The organism is Streptohalobacillus salinus (genome assembly GCF_003201605.1).
In the GTDB taxonomy this organism is placed as follows: Bacteria; Bacillota; Bacilli; order Bacillales; family Amphibacillaceae; genus Streptohalobacillus; species Streptohalobacillus salinus.
This window is the reverse complement of record NZ_QJJR01000003.1, coordinates 103,543-121,289: the sequence shown is the minus strand read 5'-3', so window position 1 is coordinate 121,289 and position 17,747 is coordinate 103,543. Positions and strand designations below refer to the sequence as shown.

General features: G+C 42.1%; 12 protein-coding genes. 2 read left to right on the top strand and 10 right to left on the bottom strand.

The window, feature by feature from the left end; all coding sequences use genetic code 11:
- Positions 1–202: 202 nt before the first annotated feature.
- The 8 genes from recQ to DES38_RS03535 all read right to left on the bottom strand — a co-directional run bounded on the left by recQ (position 203) and on the right by DES38_RS03535 (position 14,336).
- Positions 203–2,284 carry a DNA helicase RecQ gene (gene recQ / locus DES38_RS03570; RefSeq protein WP_110250724.1) on the bottom strand — a complete coding sequence of 694 codons (2,082 nt, stop codon included), beginning with the start codon at positions 2,282–2,284 and terminating at the stop codon, positions 203–205.
- A gap of 97 nt (positions 2,285–2,381) precedes the next feature.
- Positions 2,382–3,464, bottom strand: coding sequence for an AI-2E family transporter (locus tag DES38_RS03565; RefSeq protein ID WP_110250723.1), 1,083 nt, complete (start codon positions 3,462–3,464; stop codon positions 2,382–2,384).
- A gap of 155 nt (positions 3,465–3,619) precedes the next feature.
- Positions 3,620–6,673 carry an efflux RND transporter permease subunit gene (locus DES38_RS03560; RefSeq protein ID WP_110250722.1) on the bottom strand — a complete coding sequence of 1,018 codons (3,054 nt, stop codon included), beginning with the start codon at positions 6,671–6,673 and terminating at the stop codon, positions 3,620–3,622.
- A gap of 277 nt (positions 6,674–6,950) precedes the next feature.
- The gene (locus DES38_RS03555; RefSeq protein ID WP_245881951.1) at positions 6,951–8,237 is read right to left on the bottom strand and encodes a nucleotide sugar dehydrogenase; all 1,287 of its coding nucleotides are present in this window, start codon (positions 8,235–8,237) and stop codon (positions 6,951–6,953) included.
- Between the two features lie 17 nt (positions 8,238–8,254).
- The gene (locus tag DES38_RS03550) at positions 8,255–9,313 is read right to left on the bottom strand and encodes a glycoside hydrolase family 18 protein (protein ID WP_110250720.1); all 1,059 of its coding nucleotides are present in this window, start codon (positions 9,311–9,313) and stop codon (positions 8,255–8,257) included.
- A 19-nt stretch (positions 9,314–9,332) separates the two neighbouring features.
- Positions 9,333–11,063 carry a polysaccharide deacetylase family protein gene (locus DES38_RS03545; RefSeq protein ID WP_110250719.1) on the bottom strand — a complete coding sequence of 577 codons (1,731 nt, stop codon included), beginning with the start codon at positions 11,061–11,063 and terminating at the stop codon, positions 9,333–9,335.
- Positions 11,063–12,916: a glycosyltransferase family 2 protein gene (locus DES38_RS03540; protein WP_110250718.1), complete on the bottom strand. Its 1,854-nt coding sequence runs from the start codon at positions 12,914–12,916 to the stop codon at positions 11,063–11,065. Before DES38_RS03540 ends, DES38_RS03545 begins: the two co-directional genes overlap by 1 nt.
- The gene (locus DES38_RS03535) at positions 12,909–14,336 is read right to left on the bottom strand and encodes a polysaccharide deacetylase family protein (RefSeq protein WP_110250717.1); all 1,428 of its coding nucleotides are present in this window, start codon (positions 14,334–14,336) and stop codon (positions 12,909–12,911) included. Before DES38_RS03535 ends, DES38_RS03540 begins: the two co-directional genes overlap by 8 nt.
- A 382-nt stretch (positions 14,337–14,718) precedes the next feature.
- Here DES38_RS03535 and DES38_RS03530 point away from each other — a divergent pair, with 382 nt between their 5' ends.
- The gene (locus tag DES38_RS03530) at positions 14,719–15,711 is read left to right on the top strand and encodes an acyltransferase family protein (RefSeq protein ID WP_110250716.1); all 993 of its coding nucleotides are present in this window, start codon (positions 14,719–14,721) and stop codon (positions 15,709–15,711) included.
- Positions 15,712–15,797: 86 nt separating this feature from the next.
- Here the strand turns inward: DES38_RS03530 and DES38_RS03525 are convergent, their stop codons facing one another.
- Together DES38_RS03525 and DES38_RS03520 are read right to left on the bottom strand one after the other, a co-directional pair.
- A complete protein-coding gene (locus DES38_RS03525; RefSeq protein ID WP_110250715.1) occupies positions 15,798–16,007 on the bottom strand; it encodes a hypothetical protein in 210 nt (69 codons plus the stop codon).
- A gap of 235 nt (positions 16,008–16,242) precedes the next feature.
- Positions 16,243–17,085, bottom strand: a complete 843-nt coding sequence (locus DES38_RS03520; RefSeq protein WP_110250714.1) for a fructosamine kinase family protein — start codon at positions 17,083–17,085, stop codon at positions 16,243–16,245.
- 187 nt (positions 17,086–17,272) lie between these two features.
- Here DES38_RS03520 and DES38_RS03515 point away from each other — a divergent pair, with 187 nt between their 5' ends.
- A complete protein-coding gene (locus DES38_RS03515; RefSeq protein WP_110250713.1) occupies positions 17,273–17,581 on the top strand; it encodes a DUF5327 family protein in 309 nt (102 codons plus the stop codon).
- The last annotated feature ends 166 nt before the right edge of the window (positions 17,582–17,747 follow it).

Sequence of the window (17,747 nt, the reverse complement as noted above, 5' to 3'; positions counted from 1 at the left end):
AAATACTTCAATTATATTATAGGAAAAAATAACGATTTTCGTACTGATGCATCATATTTCGAGCAAGGTAATCGTGACACTGGCTGAAGTTAATAAAAAACACCTGTACTGACATGACGTTTTATGATGTCATGCCAGTACAGGTGTTGTCTGAACCACTCAAGTATTCAGCTCACCTTTAACGAAAGATGAAGAGATCGCGTTATTGCTCGTATTGGTGATGTTTGACGAGGACGGCCTTAATCGTCTTATAATCAATCTCATCGTAGACCATGTCTTTAATCGCTTTAAGCCGAGCTTCACCGACTTCTTCATAAGCATCGAGCACATGATTTTCCACTTCCTCATCGAAGAAGTCGGTGAAATCAATCGTTTCCCCGTCGTCGTAAGCCTGTAGGAGATGGTCCATGACCGTGTCGACTTTAATGTTGCGCCGTCTAGCAATATGATGGATGGTCTCACCACCTTGATAACGTTCAAAACTAACTAAGTAACTGGGGCGCTCACGATCTTTATCAATGATGTATTGCATAAACGGCTCCCCGTACTGGTCAAACTTCTTCTCACCAACCCCTTTAATCTGAAGCATGGCCTGCTTCGTTGTTGGCAGTTGCCGGGTAAGGTCTTTTAAGGTGGCATCAGAGAAGATGACGTATGGAGGCACCCCTTCTTCTTCGGCTAGTCCTTTACGTAGTTGCCGTAAATCCTCAAACATGGTGGCGTTATAATCTGTCACCGCTGCTTCTTTAACCACTGGCGTTTTCAACCAGACTGGGGCATGTTCTTTTAAGACCTTGACCGCTTTTTCAGTCAATTTCAAGGTTGGGTATTGGCCTTCGCCGGGTGAAAGATAACCTTCAGCAATTAATAAATGGATAAACTGAACAATTTGTTTTTCGGTGAGGTGCTTAAGCAACCCATAGGTTGAGAGCTGATCAAATTTAAATTGACGCACCTTTTGATCCTTTGATCCTTTTAAGACTTTGGCTGTTAAGGTAGCCCCAAAACGTTGATTCATGCGGATGACACAAGAAAAAACTTTTTGCGCATCAACTGTTCGGTCCGTTCGCTCAGTTGTGTCGGTACAATTGGAACAGTGCATACAATCATCTTTAGAGAACTGGTCATTAAAGTAATCTAGCATATACACAAGTAAACATTGATTGGTGTGGCAATAGTTAATCATTGCTTGTAATTTTTTATATTCCAATTGCTTTTTCTCATCATCGAGTTTGGATTGTTCAATTAAAAATTTCTGCAGCTGAACATCTTGCGGATTATACATTAAAATACAATCACTCGGCTCCCCGTCGCGACCGGCTCGTCCAGCTTCTTGGTAATAGGCTTCAATATTCATCGGCATGCTGTGGTGAATCACGTAGCGCACGTTGCTTTTGTCAATCCCCATACCAAAGGCGTTGGTGGCGACCATAATCGTCCGTTCATCGCTGATGAAACGGTTTTGTTCTAAAATGCGTTTATCTTCAGACAGACCCGCGTGATAGTAAGCGGCTTTAAAGCCCTTCTTAATCAATAAACCATGGACCTGTTCAACTGTCTTTCGCGTCGGGCAATAAATAATCCCTGATTCTTGGGTATGGTTTTTAACATAGTCGGTAATGAACGTTGATTTATCTTGGCCTTTCAATAAATGAAAGTGAAGATTTTCGCGTCGGAAACCGGTGTTGATGGTATGGTCCACACTGATCTGAAGTAAGTGTTGGATATCACGAATGACTTCAGGCGTAGCAGTTGCGGTAAGAGCCATCATAAACGGGACATGATGGAGTTGTTGAATCCGATGAATAATCGAACGGTAACTTGGTCTGAAGTCGTGCCCCCACTGTGAGATGCAATGGGCCTCATCGAAGGCAATGAAACTTATCTTAATCGATTGAATCACATTAAAAAACCACTCATGATCAAAACGTTCGGGTGCAACATAAACAAAATCATATGCCCCCTCTTGAATGGCGCGCATTCGGGTCATGTAAGTCTCTTTATCTAAACTGCTATTAATAAAGGTTGCTTTAACCCCGTATGTCTCTAATGCATCGACTTGATCTTTCATTAAAGAAATTAATGGTGAAATAATTACAGCGGTTCCGTCTAATAAAATGCCCGGGATTTGATAACAGATCGACTTACCGCCTCCGGTTGGCATAATGCCTAAGGTGTTTTCTTGTTTTAAACTGGATTTGATTAAGTCAGCTTGACCGTCTCTAAACGAATCATAACCGAAATAAGCTTTTAATATATGTAAAGCGTCATTAAATTGAACCACATTGCTCCGCTCACTTTCTATGTAGGCTTTTTAAAATACCTTCCCCATTCTAACATAAAAATGTCTTCCGTCCGAATCATCGGAGGAAGACATTATGTTAAAAAATATTCTTTTGACCGACGGGCCTTGAGTTTGTATAAACATGATAAAAGTGACTAATGATTGTCTTGGCTACAGCATAACTTGGTACGGCAAGAAGTAACCCAACAAAACCAAAGATGGCTCCAGCCGCTAAAATAACGGTAATTACGGTCAGTGGGTGTAAGTTTAATACTTTCCCCATGACGTTTGGTGAAATGAAGTTACCTTCAATCTGTTGCGCAACAATCATAATTACTGCTGTCCAAACCCCAACCATTGGATCTTGGAAAAAACCGATAATGACAGCGGGAATAGCTGAAAGCCACGGACCGACAAAAGGAATCAGGTTCATGAATAAGCCGAAGAGGGCAAGTACTAACGCATAATTCAGGCCGACAATCGAGTAACCAATCAGCAAGATAATCCCGACCACTAAACTTACGATTGCCTGTCCTTGAATGAACGAACTTAAGGTTTTGTTAATGTTTACCAATAGTAAATTCAAACTCTTAGCTTTTTGTTCACTGAAAAACTGGGTAATAAATGGTGCGAATTTATGGCCGTCTTTCAACATAAAGAACAAGAAGAACGGAATCATAACGAACGAGAATAAAAAGCTAAATAATGAACTAATGACTGAAAAGAGTGAAGTAATCACATTTTCTGCATACGTGTCTAAATTATCAATTACATTCTGAACAGAATCTTCCATTGCTTGAGGCAAGAATTCTTGTCTGTTTTGCCACATGATCCATAGTTCTTCGAACCAATTCGCAATCGCAGGTGCATTGTTAACCAATCGCGTCATCTGTTCTTGTAAAGGTGGAACGAGGAAAAGAGTAATCAAATAGCCGACTAGGATAATCAGTACGAAAACAATTAAAACACCGAAAATCCGTTTAACTTTATACTTTTCTAATAGGTTGACGAGCGGGTTGGTAATGTAGAAAAGTAAACCTGCCCCAACAATTGGCACAGCAATTGAAGCGATCAGTAACCCAACCGGTACAAAGATAAAACCTGTTAGAGAGATTAAGTAAATCAAGGTGAAAATTAAGATGCCGTATACTAACCAGCGAAACGGTTTTTGACTTGTCACCTATGTCACATCCTTTTTTTGTAGTCTAGTGATATCATAGCATATTTTATATAAAGAATTACAAAAAATATGCAAAAGAGAAAAGCGAGACGACAGAAAATGAGGCCGTCTCGCTTTTTTTGTTGGACAATTTTTTGTGTATCAACGGCTAAGCGTTACGATGCTTGTTTATCTTTTCGAGTCCGTGCTCTAACGAGTAATAGATAAAGTGGTGGAATCGATAATAACGTTAACAACGTAGCAAACAAGATGCCGTAAACAATCGACACGGCTAATGGTTTAAAGAGCACATCACCAGTGATAATAATCGGAATCAGTGCGGCCATCGATGTTAATGTCGTTAAAAGAATTGGACGGAGTCGTTGACGTCCAGCTTCAATGAAAGCTTCATTAACGGATGAATACTGATCGCGATTTTGTTCGATAAATTCAATGAGAAGGATGGCGTTGCGAACAATGACCCCAGACAGTGCGACGATACCAAGGACCGCTAGGAAACTGAGTGGTTCTCCGGAAATAAGCAAACCAAGCCCTGCCCCACTGACCGCTAAGACAATGGTCGCGCTGACTAAAAGCGGTGTAGTTAGTGAATTAAATTGAATCGCAAGCGTCATATAAATTAAAAACAAGACGACTAAGAAGAGTTTCCCAACTTCTAAGAAGAATGCAGTTTGACTCGCTTGTTCACCTGTTTCAACAATAGTGATGCCCGTGGGTAACGTCTCTTCAAAATCATTTAGCACTGCATCAAGGTCACGAGCAAAATCATCACCATCACTAAAGATTGCTAAGGTGACGGTGCGTTCTCCGTTGATATGGTTAATGGCACTGATTTGTTCGTTGCGTTCTTCACTGATGAAATCGGCTAACGGCACGATGGTCGGTACCGGTGATTCCCCGCTAAAGCTAGCCAACTCAAGTGCTGATAAAGCTAAACCGTCAGGATCACCATCATTATAAGTGACATTGACAGGTAAGCGGTCCTTGCCGTTGTCAAAGGTACCAATCGGTGCCCCGATATTCGCAAGCTGCATTAACCCTTCAACTTGCTGACGCGTAAAACCATAATTGAATAGTGCCGGTTCATCAATATTTAATTCAATAACCGGTTTAGTTACAGCATTTGATTTGACGAGTTTTGTCGAATCAAGGGCATCAAGTTTTGCGGATAAATCATTGGCGTAAGTGGTGAGTGTCGTTAAGTCTTCACCTTGAATATCTAAGGCAACATCAGGTCCTGCCGGTGGTCCAGAGACAATGGTTGATAATTCAAGTTGAACGTCACTAAACTGTTGCCGCAAGTCTTGTTCATAGTGATCGATAAAATCAAGGACCTTGGTTGATGAGAGGTCAACGCGTGCAACAATCTGCCCGGTATTCTCGCCTGAATTTGTGAGCGTTGACCCAAAAATGGCAGGGAGACCACGTCCAGCGTAGCTGGTTGTTTCGGTTACTTCAGGTGCCTGTTCGTTTAGGTATTCTTCAATGGCGATTAAGCGTTCGCGTGTTGCTTCAAGTGTAGTGCCTTCATCTAGACGGGCAGTGATGGTTACTTCTTCACGTTCAGCTGCTGGGAAGAATTCAAAGGGAACGATGAAGAACGTACTGAGCATAGCAAGCGTCATGACAAACGTAAGCGCAATCGTTAACAGGGGTCGTTTTAAGCTGAATGGTATGACTTTGTCGGCGTAAACATCACTTAATTTATCGAATAAGCCACTTAATAGTCCACTGCGTGTAGGTTGCGCATCTTTCTGCTGTTTTAAAGCAAACCGTAAGGTTGGCATGAATGTTAAAGCTAGTAAAGTTGAAGCTAGCACGGTGTAAACAAGTGCTAACGGTAAGGCGCGAATAAAGTCACCATTACTCCCTGATAAAAAGGTGAGTGGCACAAAGCTAAAGGCAATCAGTAACGTTGAGGTAATGATCGAGACGCGGACTTCTTTGATGCCGTTTAAGACACCGTCTAAGGCGTTGTCACCGAGACGAAAGCGGCGTTCGATGTTGTCATTTACCACAATCGCATCATCAACTAAAATACCAATCGCAACAATGATCCCAATAATCGAGATTTGATTTAAATCAACCCCGTTATAAGGTAAAGGAATGAGGCCAATGACCATTGATAAAGGGATTGCCAGCGCGACGATAATCGCAGATGAGATCGGCAGACCGAGAATCATAATGACCATCACGGCAATTAATGAAATAAATAACGATTGTAACAGTGACGCGTAAACGTCATCAATAATATTTAATTGGCTGAAGTATGTGTTCAGACTGACATCAGGAGGTAAACTTTCTTCAAAAGCCGTGGTTGCAGCATTTAAGGGTGCTTCTAAACTTTGAATGTTTATGCCATCTTCTGCTTGGACCGTTAACGATAACGCATATTGACCATCTTGATGGATATACGTATCAATCGCTGCTGTATCACGCGTGATTGTCGTGACGTCCTTTAAGCGAATGGGTCCATTCTCATTCGTCGTGACAATTGTTTCGTTTAAGTCTTCCAGGGATTGATAACCTGGTAGGGATAAGGAGACAAGTTCACCATCTTTTTCTTCTGAACCGAGTGCTGTCGGAGACAGGGTCTCAGACAAAGTTTCAATGATTGCGTTTGGTTGCAGTTGATACCGAGCAAGCAACTCAGGTTCGATACTGACCGAAAGACGTTCATCAGGTAAACCGCGGAGATCAATACCTTTTACGCCATTGATCGCAAGCAAGTCTTCGACAAATTGATCAATAGTGGGACGTAAGTTTAACAAGGGACCTAAGTCGCGACTTAAAAGATGATAGGTCTCAACGTTAGCTTGAATTAAATCGGTATTGACACTGACAGAACGCACCTCAGTGGGAAACTGTCCTTTTACATCATTAATCGCCTGATTAATGGCTTGATAAGTCGTTGTTGCGTCACTCGCACCATCAAGAACAGCGGTAACATTAACGAAACCATTTGTTGAAGTGGAGTTAAGATCGGTGATGCCGTCAATCCCGTCGAGTGCGTCTTCAACCGGATTGGTTATCGCTTTCTCCATGGTCGCTGGGGTAGCCCCGGGGTATACAACAGAAATCGCCGCTAATTCTTGATTGATTTCTGGGATGTCCCGTTTTGGTAATTGGATGTAGGTAAAGACGCCGACAGCTATTAGTAGCAGCATCAAGACCCAAACGATTTTTCGGTATTTTAAAAGTAAGTGCATGCGTTATCCTCCGTTTTTTCTGTTTATGTAATGTAGCTATAGTATAGCAAGCAAAAATTAGGTTGTCGACGTATAAGCTTTGTATAATTAAGAGGGGAAGGCGTGCTTCTTCTGGAGAGGTCGTGTTGAAAGCGTGACGCTTGAAAAGGTGAAAGTAGAGACCGAGCATCTACGTGGTGGCTGTTTAATCAAGGTGCTTACTTCTAGGCGTTGTCAGATAAAAAGCTTAAGCGATCTGACCAACATCAGTCCGCCTAAGCTCTCGTTCGCAGAGCATTTATATGCGCCACATTTTCAAATCTTGTGCTTCAAAGTCAGCTTTTGGGTAAATGCTTTTTAAATCGAAGACGAGATGACGATCAGTTTTAAGCATGCCTTTAAGGTCGCTAGCGGTTAAATCATCACGATAAAACTGGTGGCCAACCGCAACAACAATCCCGTCACACGCTTTAAAGTGATCGAGTGACGCGAGCTTGAGCTGATAGTCTCGTTCGACGAGTAATGGATCAGCAATAGGGTCATGAACCAACACATCAATGTTGTAATCTTTTAACGCCTCGATGATATCAAAAACTTTGGAATTTCTTAAGTCGGCACAATTTTCTTTAAAGGTAACGCCAAGGATACCAATCCGATCAATCGGAAGCCCTTTATTGGCTTTTAGAGCTTGTTTAATGATGGCCTGGGTGACGAAGTTTGCCATTTGTTGATTAATCATCCGTGCGGATGCTAACAGCTGTGAATGGTACCCGAGCTGTTCAGCTTTGTAAATAAAGTAGTAGGGGTCAATGCTGATGCAGTGCCCCCCGACCAGTCCCGGTTTAAAGTTCAGGAAATTCCACTTCGTGTTTGCTGCATCAAGAACATCTTGGGTGTCGATCCCCATGTAATGAAAGGCAATGGCTAATTCATTGACGAAAGCAATATTAACGTCACGCTGTGCATTTTCGATGACTTTACTCGCTTCTGCTACCTTAATTGAAGGTGCCACATGAAGCTCACCTGAGGTCACGTGCTGGTAAATGGCAGTGACTTTCGTCAGTGCCTCGGGATTACTGGCGCTAATGACCCGACTAATCGTGGTCACAGTATGTGCCTTGTCACCTGGGTTAATCCGCTCGGGGCAGTAGCCGACACTAAATCCTTCGTTTAAATAAAGACGTGAGGTACGCTCAAGAATCGGTACACAGACTTCCTCAGTTGTGCCGGGATAAACCGTTGATTCATAAATCACCATGTCTCCTACCCGAAGATAAGGACCAATCAATTGTGACGCATTGATTAGCGGGTTTAAATCAGGCGTTTTATCAGCATGCACCGGTGTTGGGACGGTAACAATGTAGATATTCGCAGCTTCGATTTCTGCGCTTGAATGGGTAAATTGAGCTGAGCTATTGATCAGTGCACCTGCCCCGACTTCATCGGTATAATCAATGCCGGCATGCAGTTTAGTGATTTTAGCTTCGTTAGAATCATAACCAATCACACGATAATGATTAGCTAAGGTGATGGTTAGGGGCAACCCGACGTATCCGAGTCCAATCACAGCAATCATGTCCGTCATTATTTTCTCCCTCGCTTTCATTCGGTGCGTGTGTTGTACGTGTCAAAAAAAGTGCGTGTATAATCACTGATTCCACCAGCACGCCAAATTGAAATATCAGCGGGCGTGCTATGGTTGGAGATAAATGTGGACCAGTTGGTTAAGGTTACCGCGTCAGCGTACCAAAGAATGCCTGTTTCTCCGTTTAAACTTAAACTGACATAGTTTGCGTCACTCTTAGGATCACGTGTTGGGACGAGTTGATTGGTTTCGATTAGGGATACAATTTCAGCTTCAGTCAGCGCCACAATCGTATCTTGATCACTAAAAAAGAAACCGCCATTGCTTAAGGCGTAACCGATTTGTCGGCCATAAGGTTTATAGGCTTCGGTTAGTTGATTTAATAACTGGTAATCGGTCTTAGGGCCAGGGCCACCGTGAAAACCATGGAGATTGTAAGTCATCACAATAAAGGTAACGTCTTCTGGTAACGAAACGTCTTCAATAGGAAAGCTAGGTTCCAATACGACACGCAGGTCTGCGCTAATTGCTGTTAAGCGCTGATTTAATTGCGTGATAAAGGTTAGAAATGGATCGATTAAGTGGTTAGGGATTTGTTCGTAATCGATTTCTACATTTAAGACGTCGTGTGTCGAAATTAAGGTGACGATTGCCTCGATGTGCTGTTCAATTGTCGTCTCAGAAGCTAAAAGGGCTTCTAATAAAGCTGGACTTTTTTGAATGGTGGAGCCATCTGTTAGAAATTGATCATTCACAAAGGTTAAATAATGGGTGCTCTCGTTGTGCTTCATTTTCACTTGTTCAATCAGTGCTAATCCCTCATCGGTTAAATAAAGGTCGTTATTGGCATCAAAGTAGACAGTAAATAACAAGAGCTGGTCAATCGGTGTGTTAATGGTCGTTAAGTCTTTGGTACTTAAATGGTCTTCCCAATCAACCAACCATAAGGATGTTGTTGGATCTGTTTGATTTGCTGGTGCAGGTTCTACTAAAACATCTGCATCATTTGCCATGCAACCTGAGAGGATGAATAGCACAGTGAGCATGTAGATAAGTTGATAGCGATTGTGTCCCATTCGATCATTCATCCTCTCATCAAAAAGTATCGATAAAGTAATCCACAGCAGTTGAAAAGAAATTATTGATGTGTTTCCAGTAGCGTTTCATGGTCGAGAGTTGCTGCGTATAAATGACGGTATCATGATCAACGTCTTTAATGATAAAGTCCTCAAAGGTTGCATCATAAATCGTATCCCGGTATTGTTCAAACCCGGCTTCTTCATCAGTTGCTTGACCGGCCAACTGTAAGGTGTAATTAACGGACAAATCGTTGGCGTAGTCAAAAATTAACTTACCATCAACAAAGCAGGTGATACGGTTATCGGTAACGGTTAATTGTAAACGGCGATTGTTTTTTAAGGTGTTAGGAAAAGCAACGTGATTAATTCGCGAGCCTTGTTGCGTGTCCGTAAAATTGTAGACAGACGCTTTACTGAACCGGTAATCTTCACCGTTCCAAGCGATGTCATCTAACAATTGACGGTACAACAAGGAGGTTGTCTGCTTTTCTGTATCAAAAGACGAAATGGTCAATTGATTTTGACTCAGGCTAAACTTCAAGCGTTCTGGTGCAGTTTGATGATTTAAATAAAGGGACTGCTCGCCCATGACAAAGCCGCTTAGTTTTGTAGACACTTCAAACGGCGTTTCAATCGGGTTGATTAAAGTGGAAATCACTTCTTCCTCAGGATTGCTGGTAAGAATGATTTGCGCTTCGTCGTAATAACCGACACCCTGATTCGTCTCCCAAGCCTCGTGATGATCTCCGGGTCCCGTCTCAAAAGCTAACGGAAGATCGCTGTCGCTTTTGATCCGCATCAGTAAGTGATTCACTGACCAGAACGGGGCAACTTGAAGACGACTCAAGTTATAAATATCCGTTTCACGGGTGTTAAGGCTGGTGGTATCTCTGTTGAAATGGAGGGAGAACTGATCTTTCATGGCTTGATCATTAGCTGCCTCAACATCAGGATCCATCGTATTATATAAGCGGTTGGCATGCATGATAGCATAAGCTTGAACAGGCATTTCAAACTGTGTTTGATAAATGGTTTGCATCGCTTCGTAGTCAGCGTTGATGCGTGCTTCCATTTCTCGGCGTGTTTCGGTTGGCATCATAAAGCCGTCACGAAAATAATCCATCAAATAATGGTTATAGTATTCAATGTCCGCTTTATCTGGAACGGCATTTTCTGGGATGACGCCAAGGGCTTCACCTTTGGAATTAAATACATTAATATAAGTGAGTTGATAACCGTTCGAACCAATTTCCCAAAACCCGCTATTGCTCATGTTGGTTAAATCTTTTGGTTTCAAAAATTTGGTGTCTTTACTTTCCATTTTGTCCGCATAGGTAAACATGGTGGCCTTGTAATTTAATGCTTCTAAAAGCGGTTGAGTAAAAATACTTGAGTCATTTCGTCCGTCTTCAAACGAAAGAAATAATGCGCGACGAGGTAACGGCGTCCCCTCGTGGTAAAAGTTTAAAATGTCTTGTTGCGAAATTGTCTCAAATCCTTGTTGTTTCAAAGTGTTAAGCTGAAGCTCTAATTGTTCTTTTTTAATGTATTTGCTTTGGCCACTACGATCTACACCAAAGTAAGATAAAGCAATAAAGGCATCATTGTTCGTGAAGCTATCGGCGTCTAACGTTTGATAGTGTTCAGTGAAAAAGATGGCCCGAACAATGACAATGCCTAACAAAACAATGACGATTAGTTCAATGATTGACTTGAAGACTTTAATTTTATTTTTGTTTTTGCGCATTATTTCACCCCATGACTAGCTTTATCAGCTTTTAGTTTGCGTTTTAGTCGACGGTTTACTTTACGCTTGTTGGCTTTTTCTTTAGCGCGAATATCCTCTGGTGTCTCACGCGTCCCCCAAGTTGATTTCCAAAAGGTGACCCAAGCAACGGGCATCTGCCAGAGTAAGACAAATTCATAAAAGATGACAAATAGTAAACCGAAGCCCCACATGTTTGAGCGTTTAAACAAAAGATGAGCAAAACTAAGCATCAATGCCATGAGCGTTAACCCAACTAAGAAGGTGGTCGGGAACACGTGATAGGTTAAAGGGACGTATACCATATTGTACAGAACAATCACAGGTGCAAGAATCGGAACGACAAGGCCAATAAAGAAAAAGAGAAACATAAACGGTTCTTTTTTCCACATAAAGGTGAGCCCGCGTAAAGATTCTCTTAACCATGAGCGCTTCCAGCGCATTTGTTGCTTTAAGAAGCCTCGGTACGACGAAGGCACAACGGTTGAACAAACCGCTTGGTCTTGGTAGCTGGTACGGTGGTGTTTCAAAATAAAATTCGTCATGCTCCGGTCATCCCCAAAGGTTGCTTTTTGTCCTAAGAACGTTTGATTTAACCAGTCATCTTGATAACGTTCAATTAACGCTTTCCGATAACATGACAAAGGACCAGATAAACAAGTCACGGCGTCAAAGGTTGATTCAGCTGCTTTCATGATGCGAAAGGCAACGTAATAACGGACCGTTTGTAACTTTGTTAGGGCATTGGTGTATTTATTTTCTACATCAGTTCGGCCTGCAACTCCACCCATTTTAGGGTCTTTGAATGGTTGAACCAAGTTCGCGATGGCATTCGGTTCTAAGAAACTGTCAGAATCCACAAAGACAACTAAATCATGTTTGCTTAAAGCGGTGCCTGTGACCAACGCTTCACGTTTACCGCGGTTTTCTGAAAATCGATGATAGGTAAGACGTTCGTGAATGTTAAACCGTTCACCTAATAGGTTTAATTTTTCTAGCGCATGCCGGACTTTTTGTTCCGTTTGATCTGTTGAAGCATCATCAACGACAATGACCTCGAGTTGTTCCAAAGGATACATTTGGTCTAAACAAGAGTGAATCGTCCGTTCAATCCACGCTTCTTCATTGAAGGCGGGGATAACAATGGAAACACCCGGGTGATAAGTCATATCGAGCTTATAGGGACGGTACAGCATACCGAAGACATAACGACTGAGTAAGAAGCTTGCAGCGACAATGCTATAAAAATAAAGTGCTTTGTTGAAGCGGAAGTAGATGATGCTTTCTGCACGCATGAGAACAATGACAAAACTGATAAACAGTAAAAACAAACTGGCTGAAAAAATCGAGAGTTGCCATTTTTTCTTATTCAAGTAGTGATCGATCGGTTGTTCAAATTGCAGGGCAACGTAGGTGTATGCTTCACCGTCAATCGTTTTATCAAAACGTCGAACTACGTTTGCTTTTAAATGAATCGAAGATTCATAGCCCTCAGGCATGGCGCCACTTGGGATTTTTGCTTTCACTTCCACACGCGCTGCTTCCTCTAGCTTTAGTGGCCGTTCCGCGCGTTCTTCAACCAACATACCGGTATTAGAAATATCAACGCATCGCAAGTGATAGGTCTGTTTTCGTCGTTTTAAGGCAACGGGAAAGCCAGTAATATAACGGCGGCCGTGTAACACATCTTTATATTTGACATTGGTGTCGGCATGTTGATGCCCTGCATCTTCACCACGTCGATCTAAGTGATGGCGAATGCCTTCGGGATCGGGCACGTGGGAAAGCATGCGGCGTTCGGGTCTTAGTAAGGTGAATTTTTCGCGTTTACTCATAACGCTCCCCGCCTTCTTTATAGTCTGTGATCATCTCTTCTAATGTTAAAAACCGGTACCCGGCGGCAAGGTAATGATCTAAAATCCGGGGGAGCACGTCAAGTGTATGCGCATCATCCATTAAATGCATGGTGATAATACTACCTGGTCCTGTTCGTTCAATGACACGATTAAAGACGTCATCACTACTAATGTCCATGTTCCAGTCCCAAGAAGCCACGTCGTATAAAATAATATAATCAACCCCGGTTGCCTGTATGATTTTTGCGCGTTCATCATCAATCAACCCTTGCGGTGGTCTAAAATAGTTCAGAGGTTTCGCTTGAATCGCTTGTGCAATCAGTTGATCATTTTTAATGACATCTTTTTGTAGCTCTTCTGCCGTTAGGGTTGTGACGACTTGGTGGCTGTAAGAGTGGTTAGCGACGCCATGTCCATGACTATAAATAAGACGCGCAAGTTGGGGGTTAGGTGCGAGCCCCCGTCCGATAAAGAAAAACGTAGCCTTGATGTTGTATTGATCAAGAATATCAAGTAAGGCGACCGTTGTTGCTTCGCTGGCGTAGTCGTCAAAGGTCAGACTAAGTACGCGTTCATCGGTTTGAAAATGATCAATCACGACAGGCTTAACTGCTTCATAATCTGATTCTTCAGATAATTTATTGCTGAAATCTTCTGTTGAAACAGGTAAAGCTGCCTTCTCAAGGTCAGCAAGTGTTGTTAAGGTAAGCCCTTTATTGGTCGCCGCTTGATAAATCAAGGGAATCGCCTCGATGACAGCCGGATTCAAGTAAGTGTTTAGCTGAATAATACTGCCTCTCGTTAAAAAGCGGTCGACATAAGCGGTAATTTCTTCAGCGGATTGCATATCGGCGTCACGCGGATTAATGCTTGACGAGACGACTTGTAAATCTAAAGCAGCAGCTGCATAGTTAAATGCTTCTGACGAGTCACCTGAACGACTGCGAACATAAGCCGGTGTGATAGCAAACCCTTCTTCTAAGGCGCGGTTCGTTAAAAATAACTCTTGGTAGAGTTCCTCATAACTTAGCCCGTCAACAAGCACATGATTCAAGGTATTGTTTTCAACAGCATGACCACGGTCAAGTAAATAACGAATTAATTCTGGTTCTGTTCGGATTTTCATGCCTTGAATAAAAAAGGTCGCTTTAATATTTAGTGAATCAAGCTGGCCGACGAGTTTCTCCATTTCGGACTGACGAGCTAAACCATTAAATGTTAAAGCGACTTTAGGTTCAATCGTATTTAATTGGGTCAAAACACTCGACATTGTATCGGGTGTTTGAGGGATAGTAATCTCTTCTCTTGGCGCTGAGTGAATCACCGTTTCATCTTCAGCACAACCGACAAAAATAAAAAGAACGGTAAAAACCAGGCCGAATAACTTAATTATCTGCATGATAACGACTCCCTCTAGGTAGATTAGCAACACCTTTCATTGTCTTTGTAACGAGGAGAAAAGCAGGAACTTAGATGCATACAATTGTTGCGCTGTATCTAAACGAGGACGGGTGAAAGAGACTTACGTCTCGGTTCATTTATACTTTTATCATACGACCAACCGCATTTTTCTGCAAGTAAAATAGTGCAAAACTATCATTGTTTTTTTAACTGTTCTAAGTTAAAGAACGAATTAATATGACAAGACGATGAAGAGGGTAACAATCTGGTTACAAATGTCTTACAAGTCTGTGTTTGGGGTTTCGCTATTAGCTGACAAGGTAATAGACTATCACAAACAGCGAAAATTCCACCTAATAACGAAGAGGATGATTGACATCATGAAACGCGAACCATTTTTTGATAATGCAAAATTTATATTGATTGTACTTGTGGTCTTTGGTCATGTGATTCAACCGATGATTGAAGATGTGCGTGGTGTATCGGCGCTTTATCAACTGATTTACGTCTTTCATATGCCGGCGATGATACTGCTGAGTGGATATTTTCAACGTGGCATCCATACGGTTCGTGAGGGGGTACAATTGGCGAAGAAGTTACTTATCCCTTATTTGGTTTTTCAAGTTATCTACAATGGGTACTACGCCATTGCAAATGTCGCACCTGTAAAGAGTATTGCTGACCCGCATTGGTCGCTCTGGTTTATGATCAGTCTCTTTTCGTGGAACGTGTTGCTTACTTTTTTTAAGCGATTAAAACCGAAAACAGGTTTATTGCTTGCGATTGGACTTGGTCTGATTGTTGGGTTTATAGAGGGTATTGACCATAGTTATAGTCTCTCACGTACTTTTGTCTTTTTCCCCTTCTTTTTACTTGGCTATCATCTCGATAAAGATCGGTTGCTTTCGACGTTTCGTTTCCGCAAGGTTGGAGTGATGCTGAGCGTTCTCTTTGCAGCATGGACGGTATTGTATATGTTTGGGAACTTCTCATCGGGTTGGTTGTTTCAGTCGAGCTCGTATCAGGCATTAGGTGCCCCTAGTTTTGGTGTGTGGTATCGCCTTACTTATTATCTTCTAGCAACACTCTTTAGTTTCATCGTGTTTAGTTTGATCCCAAGATGCCGTAAGCGCTTTACGGACTTAGGGCAAAAATCCCTCTACGTTTATTTACTGCATGGTTTCTTTATTCAATATTTCAGGCAGTCAGGGATGATACAAATCTATAATCTACTTGATGTAGGCGTTGCCGCAGGGATTAGTCTCTTGATTGTCTTTGTCCTATCAAGTCGACCTATTTGGGTGTCATTTCAACCGTTGATTGAGTTGAACGTTCAAGCTTTGCGAAAATCATTAAAGCGACTCGAAACGTAATCGAGTCGCTTTTGGCATGTAAGCAAGGGTGCTATAAAGGCGTCATGTTTATTTCAAGTCGAACTATTGATGCGTCTAAGGGATCATCAATGGTTCTTTGTGCGGTTTTGATTGTAAGTGAATGCCTTAAAAAAGAACGTGACGAGGGAATATGTAGCGCCAATCACCGCTAATATGAACGCTAAGAAACTTAAAGTCATCATAAATTGACCGATGGCAGTTTGCAGGAGCGTATCCAAAATAAAAGTTACGCCTGCATAAAGCACCGCTAAAAATAATAAGGTTTTTTTGCTCATCTTAAGCACGCCCTTCTTAGTGGTATAGCCGGTAATCCTAAACCCGTCAATAATGACTAATGTATTATCGCTAGGAATGTTGGTATAAAAACGTTCCCTATTGCTTTAGCGATAGTCGTCTGGCTCGATTACTTCATGGTTTAGGGTTGTCGGAGGTTTAATCCACTGTATCATGGTCCATAATCACAGGCAAGGGAGCATTATTGTGCCTGCTGAAAGCGTGTTAACGAAAAACTTAAGTGAAGTCTGCTAAAATCCGGTCGACGGCCGGACCGTAACGTTCGCCAAATATATTTAAATGGACCAAAAGGAAAAACAGTTGATAGAGCGGTTTGACCGCTTGGTAGTCGCTCTCAATCGGCATCATTTCCTGGTAATGATGATAGAAATCTGACGAAAATCCCCCGAATAGTTCGGTATAACTAAGTTCAAAATAACGATCCCCGTAAACTACGGCGGGATCAATTACATACGCTTGATTAGCAGCGGTACTTATCCAATTTCCTCCCCATAAATCGCCATGCAGTAAAGAAGCACCGGGGTTTTTAGGGATGTAACGCTCAAGCTTACTAAGCAGCGTATCAAGCCTGTTTAGACGCATACCAGAAAGTGTGCCGCGTTCGATGCCGATTTTGCGCTGGTTCATTAACCTGAAATCACGGTAGTAAGTCAACCAATCATCGAGTAATTGATTTGGTTGCAAAAGCGTACCGATATAACCATCGCGGCCTAGACCGTAGTGTAAGTGCGGTTGCTGATGAAGTTGAGCAAGTGTTTGACCTAAGTGTGCTTCTGCTTCTTTTGTTTGCGCTGGCGTTAGCCATTCAAGGACGAGCGTATCACTGGATTGTGCGATGACTTTAGGTGTCTTGACGGTACCGGTTTGACGAAGCAATGCTAAGCCGTACACTTCAAAATCAAAAAAATCGGCGGTGACCGTATCGTTACATTTGATAAACCATTCGCCAGCGGTTGTTTTTAAATAATAACTTTGGTTAATTTGTCCGCCTGAGACGGCGACTAGACGTTCGTGTTTACCGAGTGAGAATTGTTCGAGTCGTTGATTCATTGATTGCATCAGTGAAGCCTCCGTATCTTATGAATTGAACTAGTGAAAAGGTTTTTTGTGCCATGCATTAATGACTACTAGTATAACGAATAGCGAATCAGATGCATATTGATTTGGTCTTATGCTAAGATAAAAGTGATAAGCATACATGGATGGCCATGGCCAGGGATTAAATAAGTCGTAAAGGATGAAATAGATGATTAATGAAGAGAAGGTATTAAAACAAATTGAACGAGAACTTAGTAGAGCGAAACAAGCAAGCGATAGTGAAACAAGACGTGCACATATGCGGGCAATTTCTTCCTTAACGGAACTGGTGTTAGATGACTCTGAGACGGAAGACACTCAAAAAGCAGCGACAGCACAACCGACCGATGCTGAAACATTAGAACTGCAAAAAATGATTGGCAACAGTTATCAACCGCATTCTAAAACACCGACCAGTAAACCGAAAAACGATGCAGATCCTTACGGGCAAGGGAGCGGTTCATTGCTTGATTTTTAATGGCTTTTTAAAAGATGACACCTGCTTCAAATGAACGGAAAAGGTGGGTGGTAAGGAGTGGGAGCGTTTCCTCATACGAACCGAATAAGCCGAAAAAGGAAGCCTGTCCTGTACGATCAGTGGCAGGCTTTTTGGTATGATTAAAAACATCCCTAAAGGGAAGAGG

Excerpts from the sequence above, each read along its gene's own strand:
- DES38_RS03540 (WP_110250718.1), bottom strand. The coding sequence starts at position 12,916 with ATGAGTAAACGCGAAAAATTCACCTTACTAAGACCCGAACGCCGCATG.
- DES38_RS03545 (WP_110250719.1), bottom strand. The coding sequence starts at position 11,063 with ATGCGCAAAAACAAAAATAAAATTAAAGTCTTCAAGTCAATCATTGAA.
- DES38_RS03535 (WP_110250717.1), bottom strand. The coding sequence starts at position 14,336 with ATGCAGATAATTAAGTTATTCGGCCTGGTTTTTACCGTTCTTTTTATT.
- DES38_RS03520 (WP_110250714.1), bottom strand. The coding sequence starts at position 17,085 with ATGCAATCAATGAATCAACGACTCGAACAATTCTCACTCGGTAAACAC.
- DES38_RS03550 (WP_110250720.1), bottom strand. The coding sequence starts at position 9,313 with ATGGGACACAATCGCTATCAACTTATCTACATGCTCACTGTGCTATTC.
- DES38_RS03525 (WP_110250715.1), bottom strand. The coding sequence starts at position 16,007 with ATGAGCAAAAAAACCTTATTATTTTTAGCGGTGCTTTATGCAGGCGTA.
- DES38_RS03515 (WP_110250713.1), top strand. The coding sequence starts at position 17,273 with ATGATTAATGAAGAGAAGGTATTAAAACAAATTGAACGAGAACTTAGT.
- DES38_RS03555 (WP_245881951.1), bottom strand. The coding sequence starts at position 8,237 with ATGACGGACATGATTGCTGTGATTGGACTCGGATACGTCGGGTTGCCC.
- DES38_RS03560 (WP_110250722.1), bottom strand. The coding sequence starts at position 6,673 with ATGCACTTACTTTTAAAATACCGAAAAATCGTTTGGGTCTTGATGCTG.
- DES38_RS03530 (WP_110250716.1), top strand. The coding sequence starts at position 14,719 with ATGAAACGCGAACCATTTTTTGATAATGCAAAATTTATATTGATTGTA.